The sequence below is a fragment of the Paenibacillus intestini genome, from assembly GCF_030803945.1.
In the GTDB taxonomy this organism is placed as follows: Bacteria; Bacillota; Bacilli; order Paenibacillales; family Paenibacillaceae; genus Paenibacillus; species Paenibacillus polysaccharolyticus.
In genome coordinates, this window is the sequence record NZ_JAURUN010000004.1 from 320,755 (window position 1) to 335,739 (window position 14,985).

The following is a 14,985-nucleotide window of genomic DNA, read 5'->3' on the forward strand; positions in this document are numbered from 1 at the left end:
TTTATTTATTGATTTACAATTTAGCAGTAAATATAGGCATTAGTCAATACATTATGTAAAAATAAATTGTGCATGCGAACACATTTTTGTGTTCTTTTCTAAACTATACGTTTTAGAAACGCATAAATAACGCTAGTTCACATATTTAAAAACGCTTCTTTTCCCTGTGAAAACAAGAAAAAAGAACTTAGCAGTGTAAACAAGAGTGGACTATAAAGGAAAAAACAAGCGAACTATACGAACCTAAAATGTAAACTAAATTGTGCATATGTAAAATTAAGATTGCTATTTAATCCGATCTATTATACATTTGACTTAGATCATACTATGGACGATCATTTGATTAATTCGAGGTGAAGGACGAGATGGCAAAAGAAAAAGTTACGATTCAGGACATCGCGGATGCTCTGGGCCTCTCCAGAAATACAGCTTCCAAAGCCCTGAATGACAGCGGGAATATCCCGGAAGAGACACGTAATCGTGTGATTAAGAAAGCAATCGAACTTAAATATAAACAATTCGCCTATATGGAAAGCGAGCATATTGTAACCAAAGTACCACGCAACATTGCCTTGTTAACGGAAAATCTGCCTAACACATCTCATTTTGGCTCGTTGTTGATTAGTGGTCTGGAAAAAAGAATCAGCGCTGAAGGGTACAATCTTTCGATTCATATCGTTCGTGAGATGGATCAGGATGCACTTGCACTACCTAATAATTTCGATATTGCCAATGTGGACGGTATCATATGCATCGAATTGTTTGACTTGAAATATACACAACTGATTACCGATCTGGGCATCCCCACGATCTTTATCGATTGCGCTTCCAACATATGTTACCCGGAGTTTAAGGCAGATTTGCTACTGATGGAGAACGAGCACAGCATATATCAGATGACGAAACAACTCATTGAGGGCGGATGCAACACGATTGGTTTTGCCGGGGATTATAATCATTGCAAAAGCTTTAACGAACGATGGGTCGGTTATCACCGAGCCATGCTGGAAGCAGGGCTACAAGTCGATCTATCCCATTGCATTGTGGATAATGACCGTCTGTGCTTCTCCAAGCCCGGCTGGTTGAACAAGCGAGTGGCCGAACTGAAGTCACTACCTGAGGCTTATATCTGTGCCAACGACTTTATTGCAGTCGATATGATTCGGGCACTGCGAGCGAGGAAAATTACCGTTCCGGAGGATATCGTTGTATGTGGATTCGATAACGCACCTGAATCACGAATTATTGAGCCACAATTAACAACAGTTCATATCTATAGCAACGAAATGGGCATCAAGGCTGCGGAGATGCTGTTATCCCGCATCCATAATCCTTCCCAGCCATATCAAATTTCACATATTGTGACCAAACCAATTATCAGAGAGTCCACTCCTGCATTAATGAAAGCCGATCCACAGACTGTCTAATCTGTCTATATAGGGCTATCCAGAGGATTCATTTCAACCTTAACCTTGCTTTCCTTCTAAGAATCTGTTCTCCTAAAAACAAAAAGCCGTATCTCTCACATCTAATGAATCGTGAAGGATACGGCTTTCTGTATGACTGATCATGTCCGCTAAACAGTGACTATTCCCCATGTCCTTGTCCGTTGCGGCAGGGAAATTCACCCATTTTATCTCTCCATTGATTTGCAGCTCTTGCAGCTCTGTTTTACACAGAAGCTTTCGAAGCTCCCTTGATCGAACGTTTCTCGGTGCGAATCAGACTAAAAATTATATAGAGCAATACCGCCATCTGCGGAACAAAGGTTTCCCACGTTGGATACAACCCAAGCCAACTGAGAGCAGGCAGATCAGGGGCCACATGTGCAGGGAGTGTTGCCGACACCTGCAGGGCATGTATGCTCTCACCCAGAAAACGAAACACCAGATAATAGATTAGCAGCGTTGCTGTAAGGAAAAACCAACGCACGGGCAGACGCACACTGAACTGAATGATAGCTACTGCGAGAACAATAAGAATGACCAGGGCTATACCGATTCCGATAAGCAGCTGGGATAGCTGAATAGCAGGAGCCATTCCGATGTAGAAGCTGGTCGTTTCCGCACCCTCTCTTAATATGGCAAGCCCGGCTACCGCAAAAAGCGACCATAGGCTTCCTCGGGCAAGCGCCCCTCCAACCTGACGTTCTACATAGCTGTTCCATGAGCGTGCGTTAGACTTGCTATGCATCCACTGTCCAACGGTCAACATCAGCACAACCGCCGCAAGTCCGGTGTAACCTTCAATCATTTCGCGTGTACTGCCTGAAGACGCCGCAGCCAGCACCAGTGTTAACACTATAGCCATAATTGCACTAAGCAGCAAGCCACTGCCCGCACCAGCCCAGATCCAGCGATGTGCAGCAGGCTGGCCGCTCTTCTTGGCATAAGCTAGCAAAGCGGCCAAGACCAGAATCGCCTCCAGTCCTTCTCGCAAAAGAATCAGCGCCGCATCCCATGCTGTGTAAGAGGTGGAAGCCGTAAGTGGCCGCAGCCGTTCGATCATACGCATTACAACGTCGGGGGCTTTGGCGGTATTCGGCGGATTAGATACCAGATATCCCGATGCTTCCGTCATATCATTCTCGGTTGCGGTATACGAAGCAGGGGATGATATCTGCACCTGTCCTTCCACGGACGGCCAAGCAATAATAAACTCTTCCATGCCTGTAGCCGCTCCTGAGCTGTCCCCGGCCTGAATCTGTTGCTGCACCTGTTCCAGCAATTGCAACAGATCAGCTAGCGATGCAGAACCAGCGTTGATTGCTTCTTTATCCAGTTCTCCATCCTTGAGTGTACCCATACTGTAATCCGTCAGAAGCGTCACCATTTCGTTCATTTGCTGGATGGCCTGTGTTTCCTTGCGCGGTTCAGCTTGCATTGCAATCCGAATCAGGCTCATCTGTTTCTCAAGCTGGCTGTATACACCAAAGTGATCCTTACGAATCGGAGCTTCCGTGCCTTTCCAGGAAGTAACGATTCGTTTATACGTACGCTCTGCCAGTGGCCAGTCTCCTTTTTGCATTGCGACAAGACTACTGCGGGAATCCGGAAGTAAATGTGCTGCCGCCTTTCGGCCTGCGTCACTACTGCCTTGCGCACTTTGGAATGCTTCTACGTAGGCATTAACTGCCCTTGCAAGGTCAGCCAGTGCGCTCTTGGCTGTATCCGTGTCTTTGTCTTGCAGCGCTCCTTGAACCTTGACAAGTGCATCATTTACGGACGCCGCTAATGCAGTCACCTTCTCTGCATTTTGCTCCGGCTCCAATTGTGCCGCCTGTTGCCATAACGTCTGAAACTCCGTTACATCCCGATTGGCTTCGTCCAGCTTGCCCTGACCCGCCTCTACCAGTGCACTGCCTACAGGAGGAAGCAGGGCATTAAGCTGATCCAGCTTAGCCCTTTCCTTTTGTACAGTAGAAGCTTGAGCACCGGACGCATGAGCAACATCACCGAAAATAGCAGAAGTAATCGCTCCTAAGGTATAGGTACTGCTGTCAGAAGCATCTCCAGCTGCTGCAAAAAAACCTCCTCCCGCCCATGCAAAAGGAAGGACGAGGCATACGAGTATAGATAATGAAACACGCAGCAGACATCTTCTGCTGTGCTCCCTAACGGATGAAAATGTGGCTGTGGTAGATGTGCCGTTGGTCTTCATCCGTGGTTCGCTCCCCCTCTGCTCGCTGCCTGAATGTTGGCCATGCTCCTCTCGAACGATGCCTGTATATCCGCTTCGCCGCATCATCAGAACAATATCTCCCCGATATATCCACCCTGTTTGCATCCGGGGAAACAGGCAAAGACGGCACTACCCACATGCACCGTATATTCATTCAGCTTGTCACTCTTCGCCAGCCGTGTCTGGATGGGGATAAACTGCTTGTCCATATCCCGCTGGTAGATAATAAATAGCAAGCCTGCGTCGAGCTGGCCTGTTTTGGCATCGAGGCCGCTCGAATACGAGTACGAGCGGCGCAAGATCAGTTGACTCCCGTCTCCCTTGGCGAGCCGCAGATGCGATGTTGCCGGGATTAAGGGCTGTCCATCGGTGGATCTCGCCTGCAAATCCACCGGGTCGAATTCTCCACGGCTGCCAATCGGCGCGCCGCTATCACGGTGGCGACCAAACGTCGCCTCCTGATCCTTCAAGGTGGAGCGGTCCCAGACCTCCACACGCATGCGCACCCGGCGGACGGCCATGTAGCTGCCGCCGGCCATCCACCCCGGACCGTCACTCGGCTGCGCCCAGACGGTCTGGTCCATGAGAACGGCATCCGTAGTATCCGGATTGCCGGTGCCGTCTTTGAAGCCGAGCAGATTGCGCGGTGTTCCACCCGCGGGGTCGGCTCGGCCTGTGCGCTGGAAGCCCTCCTGGGTCCAGCGCAGCACCGCATGCCCTCGCGCAATACGCGCGAGGTTGCGGATTGCATGGAAGGCGACCTGCATATCGTCTGCGCAGACTTGCACGCACAGGTCGCCACCACACCACTTGGGGTCCAGCGCATCCCCGGCAAATGCCGGCAGGTCACGCAGTCCCCGCGGCTTCGGTCCCTTCAAGCCGAAGCGCCCTGTCAAACAAAGACGGCCCCACACCAAACGTCAACGTGGTACGTGACGGTGTCAGGCCTGCCGCCTCCCCCGTATCGGTGGGGGGCGTATTCAGCGTGGTGTTGTGCTCGCCGATCATCTGTCCGGAAGCCATGGCAGCCGAGGCTGCCGTCCAGTCCCGGAACAGACGGCGAAGCTCTTCCACGCTGCCTGCGGTAACGTCAAACGCCGCAAAGCAGATAAAATCCTGCGCGGGCGTAATAATACCTGCCTGATGCTTGCCATAGAAAGGCAATCCCTTATCAGCCGCCGCAGGTTCTACAGCGGCGACAGAAGAGCCTTTGCGGCCCAGCGCCATCAGTCCGCCTGTGCCGCCCCCGCCAATAAGCAGACCAAGCCCGGCTACGCCGGTCAGCTTCAGCATTTCACGCCGTGACAACGGCTTTTTCAACGAATCCTGCTTGTTCTCCGTCATCGTTCTACACTCCCAGTACCTGTCCCATATTGGACAGCGGCTCCGCGAGCGCATCGAGATTCTGGCTTAGCTTGCGCACATCCTCATCCTTCAACTTCTTGTAAGAAACGTACCCGTCACCTTCCTTGAACGGAGCCAGTTCTTTCTCCAGCGCATCGAATCGATCCGCAATCTGCTGGTTCAACTCTTTGTCCTTGGATGCCAGATCATCCTTCAGCAAGTTGTAAATCTCGCGTGCTCCTTCTACATTGGCCGCAAAATCATACAGATCCGTATGCGAATACCGCTCCTCTTCCCCGGTCACCTTGCTGGAAGATACTTCGTTCAGCAGTTCGACCGCACCCGTGACCATCAGACTTGCATCGATATCCATCGTTTCCACTTTAGCCCGTAGCAGCTTCGCATCACTGAGCAGTGTGTCTGCATATTCGCTCATGCCGTCGGTTGTTTTGTCTGCCCATAATGCTTTCTCAATCCGGTGAAAACCACGCCAGTCTGCAGCTTCAACGTCACCATCACGTGCATCAATGTTAGGGTCCAGATCACCTAGCGCCTCCGCTACCGGTTCAATCCGTTCATAATACATACGTGCCGGGGCATAGAGCAACTTGGCCTTTTCCAAGTCTCCAGCCTTCACCGCATCCGTAAACTTCTCGGTTTCCTTCACAAACGCATCAATCTGCTCTACGGCAAATGTACGATATCCCTCTACCGCAACAGAGTAATCTGCAACAGTTGCCTCTTGGCCTCCCTTGCTTGTATCCTGAGATGCTGTTTGAGCTTCACTCGTTACAGCTGTCTTCTCAGATGCCTTGTTCAAAACCGCTCCATCATTGCCACACGCTGCAAGCAGCACCGAAGTCACCATCACGACAGCTGGCAAAGTCACACTTTTTCTCATTCTCAACACGAACACTCCCCTATGAACGCAGTAATTAGGCAACAAACCCTTCAAACAATCCTTTACCGATACAGGAACGTCGAGCAGACATAAAATATCGCTCTTGACTCCCCAGCTTTTAATTGATAATGATTATCAATTTCGATAATGACATCATAATTCCGCCCCATCTTTATGTCAATATGAAAATATGGCAGGTTATTACGCCTGTTTCATTAGGTTTATTTTGGGTATTTAATTCTGCGATCCATAGACAAAGTTCGTCATAGAACGTTAAAATGAGACACAATGTTAACTTGTTCCATAATTTAAGAAATTGGAGGCTTATGAACATGAAATGCCAAGTATGTAATCATGAAAATGGAGATGCCCAGTTTTGCGAGAAGTGCGGCTCTAACCTGACGGGAACCCATGCTTCTTCTGATCCTGTGGATTCCGTAACACGCACAGATTCAGCTTCCGCTGACTCGGAATACACGCATTGGTCCAGCAACAAGGAAGCTGCTTCTCATCAACCAGAACCTACACGCTCTTCTTCGGCTTCACCTGTACCATCGCTTGTAAAAGAAACAGCAACGGTACATTCCAGTAATCATGAAGCTCCTGATCACGATACTAACCAAGGTAGCGCAGGAAATCAGTGGAACAACTTCGTTCAGAATGAAAAAGTACAGCAAGCCAAAGAAGTAAGCAAACAATACCTGACCTATTTCCTCAGCGTACTGGCTCGTCCGTATCAATCGATGAAAACCGTCGGTGAACAGCATGCTCTGAATGGGTGGCTAACGATGGCATTGTTTGCTGTATTAACCTCTACATATGTTCTGATCACATTTGGCCGCCTCGGTGCGGAAGGCATATTTGTTAGCGGATTTTTGCGCCCGCTCCTGTTTTCAGCTATTATTCTGGTTGCTGCTGTTGCGCTCATCTATGGTGTACTTAAGCTGGAACGGATTACGTTCCGTCCCAAAATTCTGGTTGCCCAGTTCGGAACCTTGCTGGTCCCTGCAATCGCTACGCTTCTGCTCGCTAACTTGATGATTGTGATCTCCTACTCGTTCGCGATCTCCCTACTGGTGCTGTCGTATATTATGGTGTTTGTTGCGATGAATACGGTGCTGTTCCAGCATCCGCTCAATCGGACCAAAGCTGCCATTGACAGCACGTACAGCGTGTTGATTGTGAATGCTGTATTGTTTTACTTAATGTATCGTTTGTTATTTTCGACTATAGCTGGCTTACTTAGCCCGTTATTCTCGCCGTTTGGACGCTTGTAAATTCGTTTCTTCTACTCAAGATTGCTGAAATGGAGACTTCCCCCGATTGTGGGGGGAGTCTTTTTCATTTGCGAAAGGCAACATTGCGCGGATCATATTCCATACACTATAATGTGTAGTGTGAAAAATATGTTTGTATTTACTTATATGAGCCAGCATTTAGTTGAAGTAACTTTGCTCTACTGTTTTTTCTTTGTTTCTTGCCTGGTTTTTAATGCTTATTAGCTTGTCTGTATGTTTTCTTTATTTTGCTTCACCTTTAACACTACAATATGTAGTGTAACTATTCATTATTTGTTGACGAAAGCGGAGGAATTGGAATGGACATGACCCACATGGATCATATGCAAATGGAACAACAAACAGGCACCTCATATCTATGGCTGATTGTTGGAGCCGCCCTGCTGCTACTCTCGATTGCCGCCTATATCTGGGCATCACGTACGCGCGGCAAAATTCTTAGCCACATGAAAAAGAATGAGCGAGCAGCTATTCAGAAGAAAAGCCGCTCGCTCCGGCTCACAGCACATGCCTTGATCGCTGTATCCATCGTAGCCTTCGGCGTATTTTTCCTTCAAGGTGCCGGAAAGACATACGATGTAGCCGACCTCCCGAACAATGCAACCATCGATGTGACGGAAGACAAATATTATGGAGCTACCCACACCGAGGAGCCAATCCAGTATGAAATGAAAATACCAACCTCGGGGCCACATAATCCACATGATATCCAATTTGGCTTTTATACCGACTTTCCCGGGTATCCTTATCTGGTTCACAACATGGAGCATGGGGACATCATCATCTATTATCGTGAAAATGCCAGTGATGAACTGAAGGATCATCTCCAATATCTCGCAAAATTTCGCCAAGCCGGGTCAGGCATTCTTGCCGTACCCAACAAAGATATTCCTGACGGTAGCGAGGTCGTTGTGACCGCCTGGACCAAAACAATGAAGCTGGACAAGTTTGATGATGCCAAGGTAGGTACGTTTATCCATCGTTACATCAATCAGGGGCCTGAGAAGATCCCGCCATCCATTCGCCAAGGCGGCGGAACAATGTAGCTTAGCAAATTTAAATGTAACGATCTCCAGAAACCTTATCTTCTGAAAAAGGAGTGCTTAAGCTCAAAAAAAATCCTTTTGAGCAAAATAAGGTCTTTCAGGAATCGTTACATTTTCAACTGTTCAAAAAAGGAGCAATTAGCGCTTCTCAGGATTGTTAGACCCCACAACTGAACGCAGCAGGACACGGCGACATAACATACCAGCGTCAACTTCCGCCCCCTCCCCTAATCCTTTCCCAATCATATGCCGATAAATTGAAGTAGAAATGCATACATAACATATACGCTCACAAGGGGGAGCAATTGGAACGATGAATAGTTTGTTTATGCGAATTTTTTTGTTTTTTTCCTGTTTGATGCTGGCTGCTGGGGCCATTTTAGGCATCACGATGTATCGGGCATCTGCTCAATTGGTTGAACAATCCATGGGGATGCAGGCACAGGCTGTAGCTGAACGGGCAGCCGCTTTGATCGATACGACACTGTATGCTCCACTCAGCACGGGGCAGGACAAAACGGCGTATTACGATACGCTGCGCGCACAACTTAGCCAGTTGCGTGAAGCCAACGGACTCAAATATTTGTACACACTTGGCACACGCGAGGAAAGTGGAAAGGCTGCGTATTATTACGTGGTAGACGGGGCCGCGCCGGATGTAGCCGAGGATGATTTTTCCCCATACGGTACAAAAGAGGAAACACTGTACGATGGCATGCTTCAAGCCTTTGCACAAGACACATCGGTTCGCGGAGAGCTTACTCGGGATGAAGATTACGGGGCTACGATTACCGCTTATGTACCGATTCATGGATCAGATGGCAAGATGTTAGGTATTGTAGGCGCAGATCTGGACTCTACCGCTGTCTATGCACTCATGTCGAGCAACCGCGTCACGATGGTTTGGACAGCACTGGCGATTGTACTGCTCAGTGTATTGCTGGTGTATATTTTCGCACGTTATCTGACAAGGCCACTGGTGAAGCTGAAACAGCTCATTACCGAAGTTGGGAAAGGGGACCTCACCGTCAATGTGGAGCTTGGACGCAAAGACGAAATTGGCCAGCTCGCTTCCGAGTTCAAACACCTGGTCACGGATACCCGGCAAGTCATGACGGGCATTCGCCAAAGCTCGGATTCCTTGCTTCACGCTGCAGAAGGTGTATCCCGGCATTCCCAGGCAACGGCCGAGGCCAGTCAGCGGATTGCAGAGCACACGAATCATACTGCACAGGGGGCTTCCGAACAGGTGGTACGCGCTGGAGAAGTCACTGTAGCCATGGAAGAAATCACACGTAGCATGCAGCATATTGCTCATTCTTCTTCCAGAGTTGCCGACGTATCACAGCAAACAACAAACGAAGCCATTCAAGGACAGGCGAAGCTGGATACAGCGATCCGCAGCATGGACGGGATTCATCAGGCCAACGTACAGATGGCCGCATCGACGACCCAGCTTACGGATTACTCCAACCAGATTGAATCGGTTGCCCACTTGATGAAAAATATTGCTTCACAGACGAATCTGCTCGCACTCAATGCCAGTATTGAAGCAGCCCGTGCAGGTGAACACGGTAATGGTTTCGCCGTAGTTGCTTCCGAGGTCCGCAAGCTTGCAGGAGAATCCGAGCAATCTTCACAACATGTAGCCGAGTTGATTGCCGAGATGACACGTCAGACCTCTTTGCTTGCAGAACATATGTCGGCAAGCACTACAGCGGTGCAATCCGGTCTGACTGTTGTGCAAGAGGCAGGTCAATCGTTCTCCTCCATTCATGGCGGCATTGAAACGATCAACGAGCGCCTGCATGAAGTGTCCGCAGCTTCTGAACAGCTGTCAGCAAGCTCAGAGGAAGTGTCGGCATCCATTGAAAACATGGAACACATCTCGCGAGAATCCTCATCCAGCATCCAGAAGGTATCGCAGGCTGCCGAAACGCAGCTACAATCCATGGGTGAGATCAGTGCTTCCGCAGAGTCACTGCGTGTTTTATCCAGCGAGCTGAATGGTCTGATCAGCCGCTTTAAGATCTAGTTCGGTGCCCGCTTGCTCCATACCAAAAAGCCGCATGGCCGTAATCCACATCATCGGGGTTCTCCCCGATCATCGGAACACAGCCTGCGGCTTTCTTTAGCTCTTACCTTTCTACCGATTCGTATCTTTGATGCGTATCGTAGAAAGGTCTTTTTATCTTACATGAAGGTCAGCCCTACGGCTGCCGATCATTAGTAACGCTGCGGAGCAGCTTTTTTACCCAAATCAGTCATGTATGTGAAAAATGCTTCCGGATCTGTATCATACACCAGTTGTACCGGACGTCCGTCCGCCTGCTCCACCGTGCGGCCTTGGCTCGGGCCATCTGGGATGACGATGCAATGCACGGTTTTTTTCTTCACGATGTCCTCGCGACCTACGGAAGCCGTAGTCAACACATCCCACAGATAATACGTGGAATTGGTTTCACTGTACACCAGTGGCGGACATCCTGCATAACAGTTCCCCAGGAAATCCACACCTTCGAAGCGGCGTTCTGCTGCCCAGCGGTTACGGACTGCGGGTGTAAGAGGTACTTTGTTAGTGCTTTCGAGTGCGACCAGATCAATCTGGATGCCGCTCTGCCATACGCGATAAGCTGCTTCCGGGTCCCAGAATACGTTCCATTCCGCCGTACCGTCATGCTCCGGCTCTTCTACGTTTCCGCGTTCGAATGTACCACCCATCCATACCAGCTTGTCGATTTTCTCTTCGATGTCCGGTGCTTCGTCCAGCGCACGCGCGAGGTCCGTCAGCGGGCCTGTGAACAACAACAGCGTTTTGCCTTCGGTATTGCGTACTTTCTCAATCAGATGCTGATGCGCAGGAATAGCGGAGAGCGGCGCTTCCATTTTGCCGGATTCATTCAGCACAGGCAGTGCATCTACATAGAATGAGTGCAGTCTCCATGCAGCTGGAAACGGGTTTTTGCCTCTGGAATTGGATTTAGCCACTTCAATAGAATACGTCCCGAAACGATCGATAATTTTACGGCTCGCATCGGTTGCCGGCTCCAAATATCCGTCTGCCGGAATAACCGATACACCGGTTACGTTTACATTGTCCATTTGCAGAAGCATAAACAGCGATACGAGATCATCCACGCCGCCGTCATGATTGAAATACACATTCAGTTTGTTCGTCATGCTTGCTTTCATCCTTCCTCTGGTTACCCCATTGATGTGAACTTGTCCGTCTGCCCAAGGCCGACGCTTCTTCTATTATGTCCCATAACCCTAAGCCGAGTAAACCTTCCACACCCAAAGAATCCCGTATCTATAGCATCCCCTGCGCATTTTTTACCAGCTTATCCATTCCATCTCAGACATACATACCCAAGGCTCTCGCCTCTGGTAAAAAGAAAGATGGACCACGGGCATCAAGCCCCGCCGTCCATCTGCCCCTCCTCCTGAATTACAGGGATCGGGTTGGTTTCTTCTCTTGCTTCTCGGCAATCTCCGTATACTTGCCTGGCCAGAAAGCCCATTTGCCCAGCAACGCTGTAATCGCTGGCACCATGAACGGACGAACCAGGAACGTATCGAGCATAACACCTACCGCGGTAATAATCCCGAACTGCACCAGCACCTGAATCGGCAATGTTGCCAGAACGGCGAACGTACCCGCCAGAATCAGACCTGCAGAGGTAATGACCGACCCCGTCTCGCCTACACCTTCTCTAATCGCCTGGCGAAGCGGCATCGTTTTGCGTTTCTGCCAGATGCTTGAGATCATGAAGATGTTATAATCCTCGCCGAGTGCTACGAGGAAGACAAAGGAGTACAGCGGGATGGCTCCCTGAATCGCTTCTGCTCCAAGTCCATAGTGGATAATGATCCAGCCTAGGCCCAGTGCGGAGAAATACGACAGGACTACAGTGACAATCAGGTATGCGGTCGCAACAACCGAGCGCAGATAGAGCAGCAGTAAGAGCGTAATCATACCGATCACGACCGGAATAATAATCTTTGCATCCCGCTCTCCAGCGACTTCGATATCATATTGTTCAGCTGTCTGTCCATCAATCCAGACTTGTTGATCGACGTTAGTAACTCCGGCATCTTTCAATGCCGCTTCGGCCGTAGCTCGCAAGTCAGGAATATGCTGCATCGCTTCAATGGAGTAAGGATTGAGATTGAACTCTACGTTATACGCCGTAATGTTGGCATTCTCCGTGCCTTGCTGCGGGTCTCCCACCTTGCTGATATAATCCAGTGATTCGAGACGTGTTTTCAGATCTGTCTCTTTGCCCCCGGCATCCACGATCACTTTAACTGGAGCGAGCTCTCCTTGCGAAAATTGCTCCCCAATGACCTTAAAGCCTTCGCGGGAAGGTACATTTTCCGGGAAGGAAGATAACAAGTCGTACGTAAATTTCACCTGAGTTGAAAATGCAGCTAGTCCACCGAGCAGCACTACCGTAATCGCCAAAACCGTCCAAGGTTTAGTCGTTACGATGCGTCCGATCCAGCTTTCACGGACTTTACGCGGAGCCGGAGCCGGTTTGCCTTTTTTCTTCGCCCGCTCCACTTCCATCTCGTGAGTACGTGGAACGAATGGATAGAATGATCCACGTCCGAAAATGGCAAGTAGCGCCGGAACCAGTGTCAGGCTTGCAATAAACATGATGAAGATGGACAGACTGAAAGGCACGGCAAAACGATGATATGCACCGTATTCAGCTAACAGCAATACGAGTAGAGCTGCGACAACCGTAAATCCACTCATCGCAATCGCGCCGGATGATCCGGTAATCGCTTGGAATATAGCTTTCTTTTTATCCTGCTCATGATAGAGAATTTGACGGTATCTGGAGATCATGAACAGACAGTAGTCCGTACCTGCTCCGAAGAGTAATACAGTCATGATGGAGATCGACTGGGCGTCAACTGTAATCCAGCCTTGATCCGCCATAAATCCTAGAATCGGACTAGTGACCATATAGGCGAAGCCTACGGCAATAATCGGAATAATCGCTAACACCGGTGAACGGTAGATCAGCAAGAGCAACACGAGTACAAGCACGACAGTTGCGATGAGCAGAGACACATCGGCGGATGAGAACAATCCGCTTGCATCAATCGATATGCCCACTGGTCCAGTTACGCGTGCAATTAACTTGCCTTCAGTATCTATAGCCGTATCAAATGGATTCATGCCGAAGATGGCTTTTGTTTTCTCCTCTAACCCTTCGACACCTGCCTTCAGTTGCTCTGAATCGGCATCTTTGTTGAAAAACAGCGGCATGACGATGGTGCTTCCGTCTTCCGAAAGCTGACCTTTAATCGCCTGCGGTGGCAGCTGATAGAGCGGTACAACCGACTGTTGCTGCTCCACCGGGTCTTGATCCAATCGCTCGGTTAACGCCTGAATCTGCTGGATCTGATCCTCTGTGAGTCCGGCAGAGTTACGCCAGACAATCAGCGCGGGTAAGCCCTCGCCGCCAGGGAATTCCTTTTTCGCTAAAGCAGCGGCCTGTACAGATGGTTTCGAATCACTTAAATCTTGTGCGTTGTTGGTCTCACGCTGATTTACTGCGGGCCACACCAGACCAAGTACAACCGCAATGATAATCCATACGAGCAGTGTCACCCATTTACTTCGTTTGCCCGCTACGAAGCGGCCATAACCTGAACCTTCCTGCATGGTCTATTCATCTCCCTAGTTTTGTTTTAATCCATATAAGTTGAACAGAAAGATGGTTTGCACAGACACTTCGATGACAGAATAACCTGGAAAGTAGCTGTGCAAAATATATAGTTCAACTCATACGAGAAATCTTTTTATCAAAAATAGCTTTTAAATTAATGTCATGGCATGGAAATGAACCATGGGTCATAATATAATCGAGTTAATTATATATACCGGAAGGTTAATTATGCAATCCCTAATTTTTTGAAAAGTCACAATACGTATTTTATCCGTAAATGAGGTCGAGTATGATGAACAAAAAAACAAGAAAAGAAGCACGCCCGACGCGTGCTCCAGGCAGACCCAAAACAGGTACAGATCAAGCTTCCGCCTACAATAACATCCTAATGACGGCCTCACGGCTGTTTATGGAATACGGATACGAAGCCGTTTCCCTTCAGCAGATCGCTTCGTTATGTCAGGTGACCAAAGCATCGATCTATTATCATTTTTCGAGCAAACCGGAACTGTTCACCATAGCCATTACCCGTATGATGGCGATGGGTATGCAGCAGACAACACTGCGGCTTGAAGAACCCGGCACGTTGTACGAACGGCTGGTCAACGTGGCGGCTGCCAAGATGCAACAGTCTCATGTGGATACGAAAACGATGATGCGTGAAGCCGAAACGTATCTGAATGCCGACCAGTTTGCTCAGATTCGGGATGCAGAACATCGTATCTTCGAAGTTCTCGCTACACATTTCCAGCGTGAGATGGACAACGGGTATTTGAGAGAAGCCAACCCCTTGTTGCTTGCTCAGGCCTTCACGTCCCTGTTGATGTTAGCCAACCGTGAAGATGTACGCCGTATGCACGATACGATTGCCGAACTGGCCGAGGAACTCGTCGGACTCTTTTTGAACGGAGCAGTTAAACATCCATAGGATGATTAGACGTGTAAACACAACTTACCCATGTGCGCATCTGGAGAACATTTAGTAAGGTTTCAGTGATCGTTAAATCGACCGAATGGCTAGTGTAACCTTG

General features: G+C 49.1%; 9 protein-coding genes and 1 pseudogene. 5 read left to right on the top strand and 5 right to left on the bottom strand.

The window, feature by feature from the left end:
* The first annotated feature begins 365 nt into the window (after positions 1 to 365).
* Positions 366 to 1,427 carry a LacI family DNA-binding transcriptional regulator gene (locus J2T16_RS14610; RefSeq protein ID WP_154890222.1) on the top strand — a complete coding sequence of 354 codons (1,062 nt, stop codon included), beginning with the start codon at positions 366 to 368 and terminating at the stop codon, positions 1,425 to 1,427.
* 244 nt (positions 1,428 to 1,671) lie between these two features.
* On the opposite strand, the gene J2T16_RS14615 is transcribed toward J2T16_RS14610, so the two are convergent.
* The 3 genes and pseudogenes from J2T16_RS14615 to efeO form a co-directional block, all read right to left on the bottom strand.
* Entirely contained in the window at positions 1,672 to 3,786 is a 2,115-nt protein-coding gene (locus J2T16_RS14615; RefSeq protein ID WP_499018580.1) for an FTR1 family iron permease, read from the bottom strand.
* Positions 3,747 to 5,025 (bottom strand): annotated as a pseudogene (efeB, locus tag J2T16_RS14620) (iron uptake transporter deferrochelatase/peroxidase subunit). The gene J2T16_RS14615 and the pseudogene efeB overlap by 40 nt, the downstream one beginning before the upstream one ends.
* Positions 5,026 to 5,029: 4 nt before the next feature.
* The gene (gene efeO, locus J2T16_RS14625; protein ID WP_499018620.1) at positions 5,030 to 5,926 is read right to left on the bottom strand and encodes an iron uptake system protein EfeO; all 897 of its coding nucleotides are present in this window, start codon (positions 5,924 to 5,926) and stop codon (positions 5,030 to 5,032) included.
* A gap of 332 nt (positions 5,927 to 6,258) precedes the next feature.
* Between efeO and J2T16_RS14630 the strand changes: the two genes are divergently transcribed.
* The 3 genes from J2T16_RS14630 (at position 6,259) to J2T16_RS14640 (ending at position 10,305) form a co-directional block, all read left to right on the top strand.
* Positions 6,259 to 7,203 (top strand): zinc ribbon domain-containing protein, encoded by a 945-nt coding sequence (locus J2T16_RS14630; protein WP_499018581.1) that lies wholly within the window; start codon positions 6,259 to 6,261, stop codon positions 7,201 to 7,203.
* Between the two features lie 350 nt (positions 7,204 to 7,553).
* Positions 7,554 to 8,270 (top strand): DUF3105 domain-containing protein, encoded by a 717-nt coding sequence (locus tag J2T16_RS14635; protein WP_499018582.1) that lies wholly within the window; start codon positions 7,554 to 7,556, stop codon positions 8,268 to 8,270.
* Positions 8,271 to 8,583: 313 nt separating this feature from the next.
* Entirely contained in the window at positions 8,584 to 10,305 is a 1,722-nt protein-coding gene (locus J2T16_RS14640; protein ID WP_499018583.1) for a methyl-accepting chemotaxis protein, read from the top strand.
* Positions 10,306 to 10,496: 191 nt separating this feature from the next.
* Here the strand turns inward: J2T16_RS14640 and J2T16_RS14645 are convergent, their stop codons facing one another.
* The gene (locus tag J2T16_RS14645) at positions 10,497 to 11,450 is read right to left on the bottom strand and encodes a nucleoside hydrolase (protein WP_154984433.1); all 954 of its coding nucleotides are present in this window, start codon (positions 11,448 to 11,450) and stop codon (positions 10,497 to 10,499) included.
* Positions 11,451 to 11,718: 268 nt separating this feature from the next.
* On the bottom strand, positions 11,719 to 13,950 hold the full coding sequence (locus J2T16_RS14650) for an MMPL family transporter (RefSeq protein ID WP_499018584.1): 2,232 nt from the start codon (positions 13,948 to 13,950) through the stop codon (positions 11,719 to 11,721).
* Between the two features lie 296 nt (positions 13,951 to 14,246).
* Here J2T16_RS14650 and J2T16_RS14655 point away from each other — a divergent pair, with 296 nt between their 5' ends.
* The gene (locus J2T16_RS14655; protein ID WP_499018585.1) at positions 14,247 to 14,882 is read left to right on the top strand and encodes a TetR/AcrR family transcriptional regulator; all 636 of its coding nucleotides are present in this window, start codon (positions 14,247 to 14,249) and stop codon (positions 14,880 to 14,882) included.
* Positions 14,883 to 14,985 lie beyond the last annotated feature (103 nt).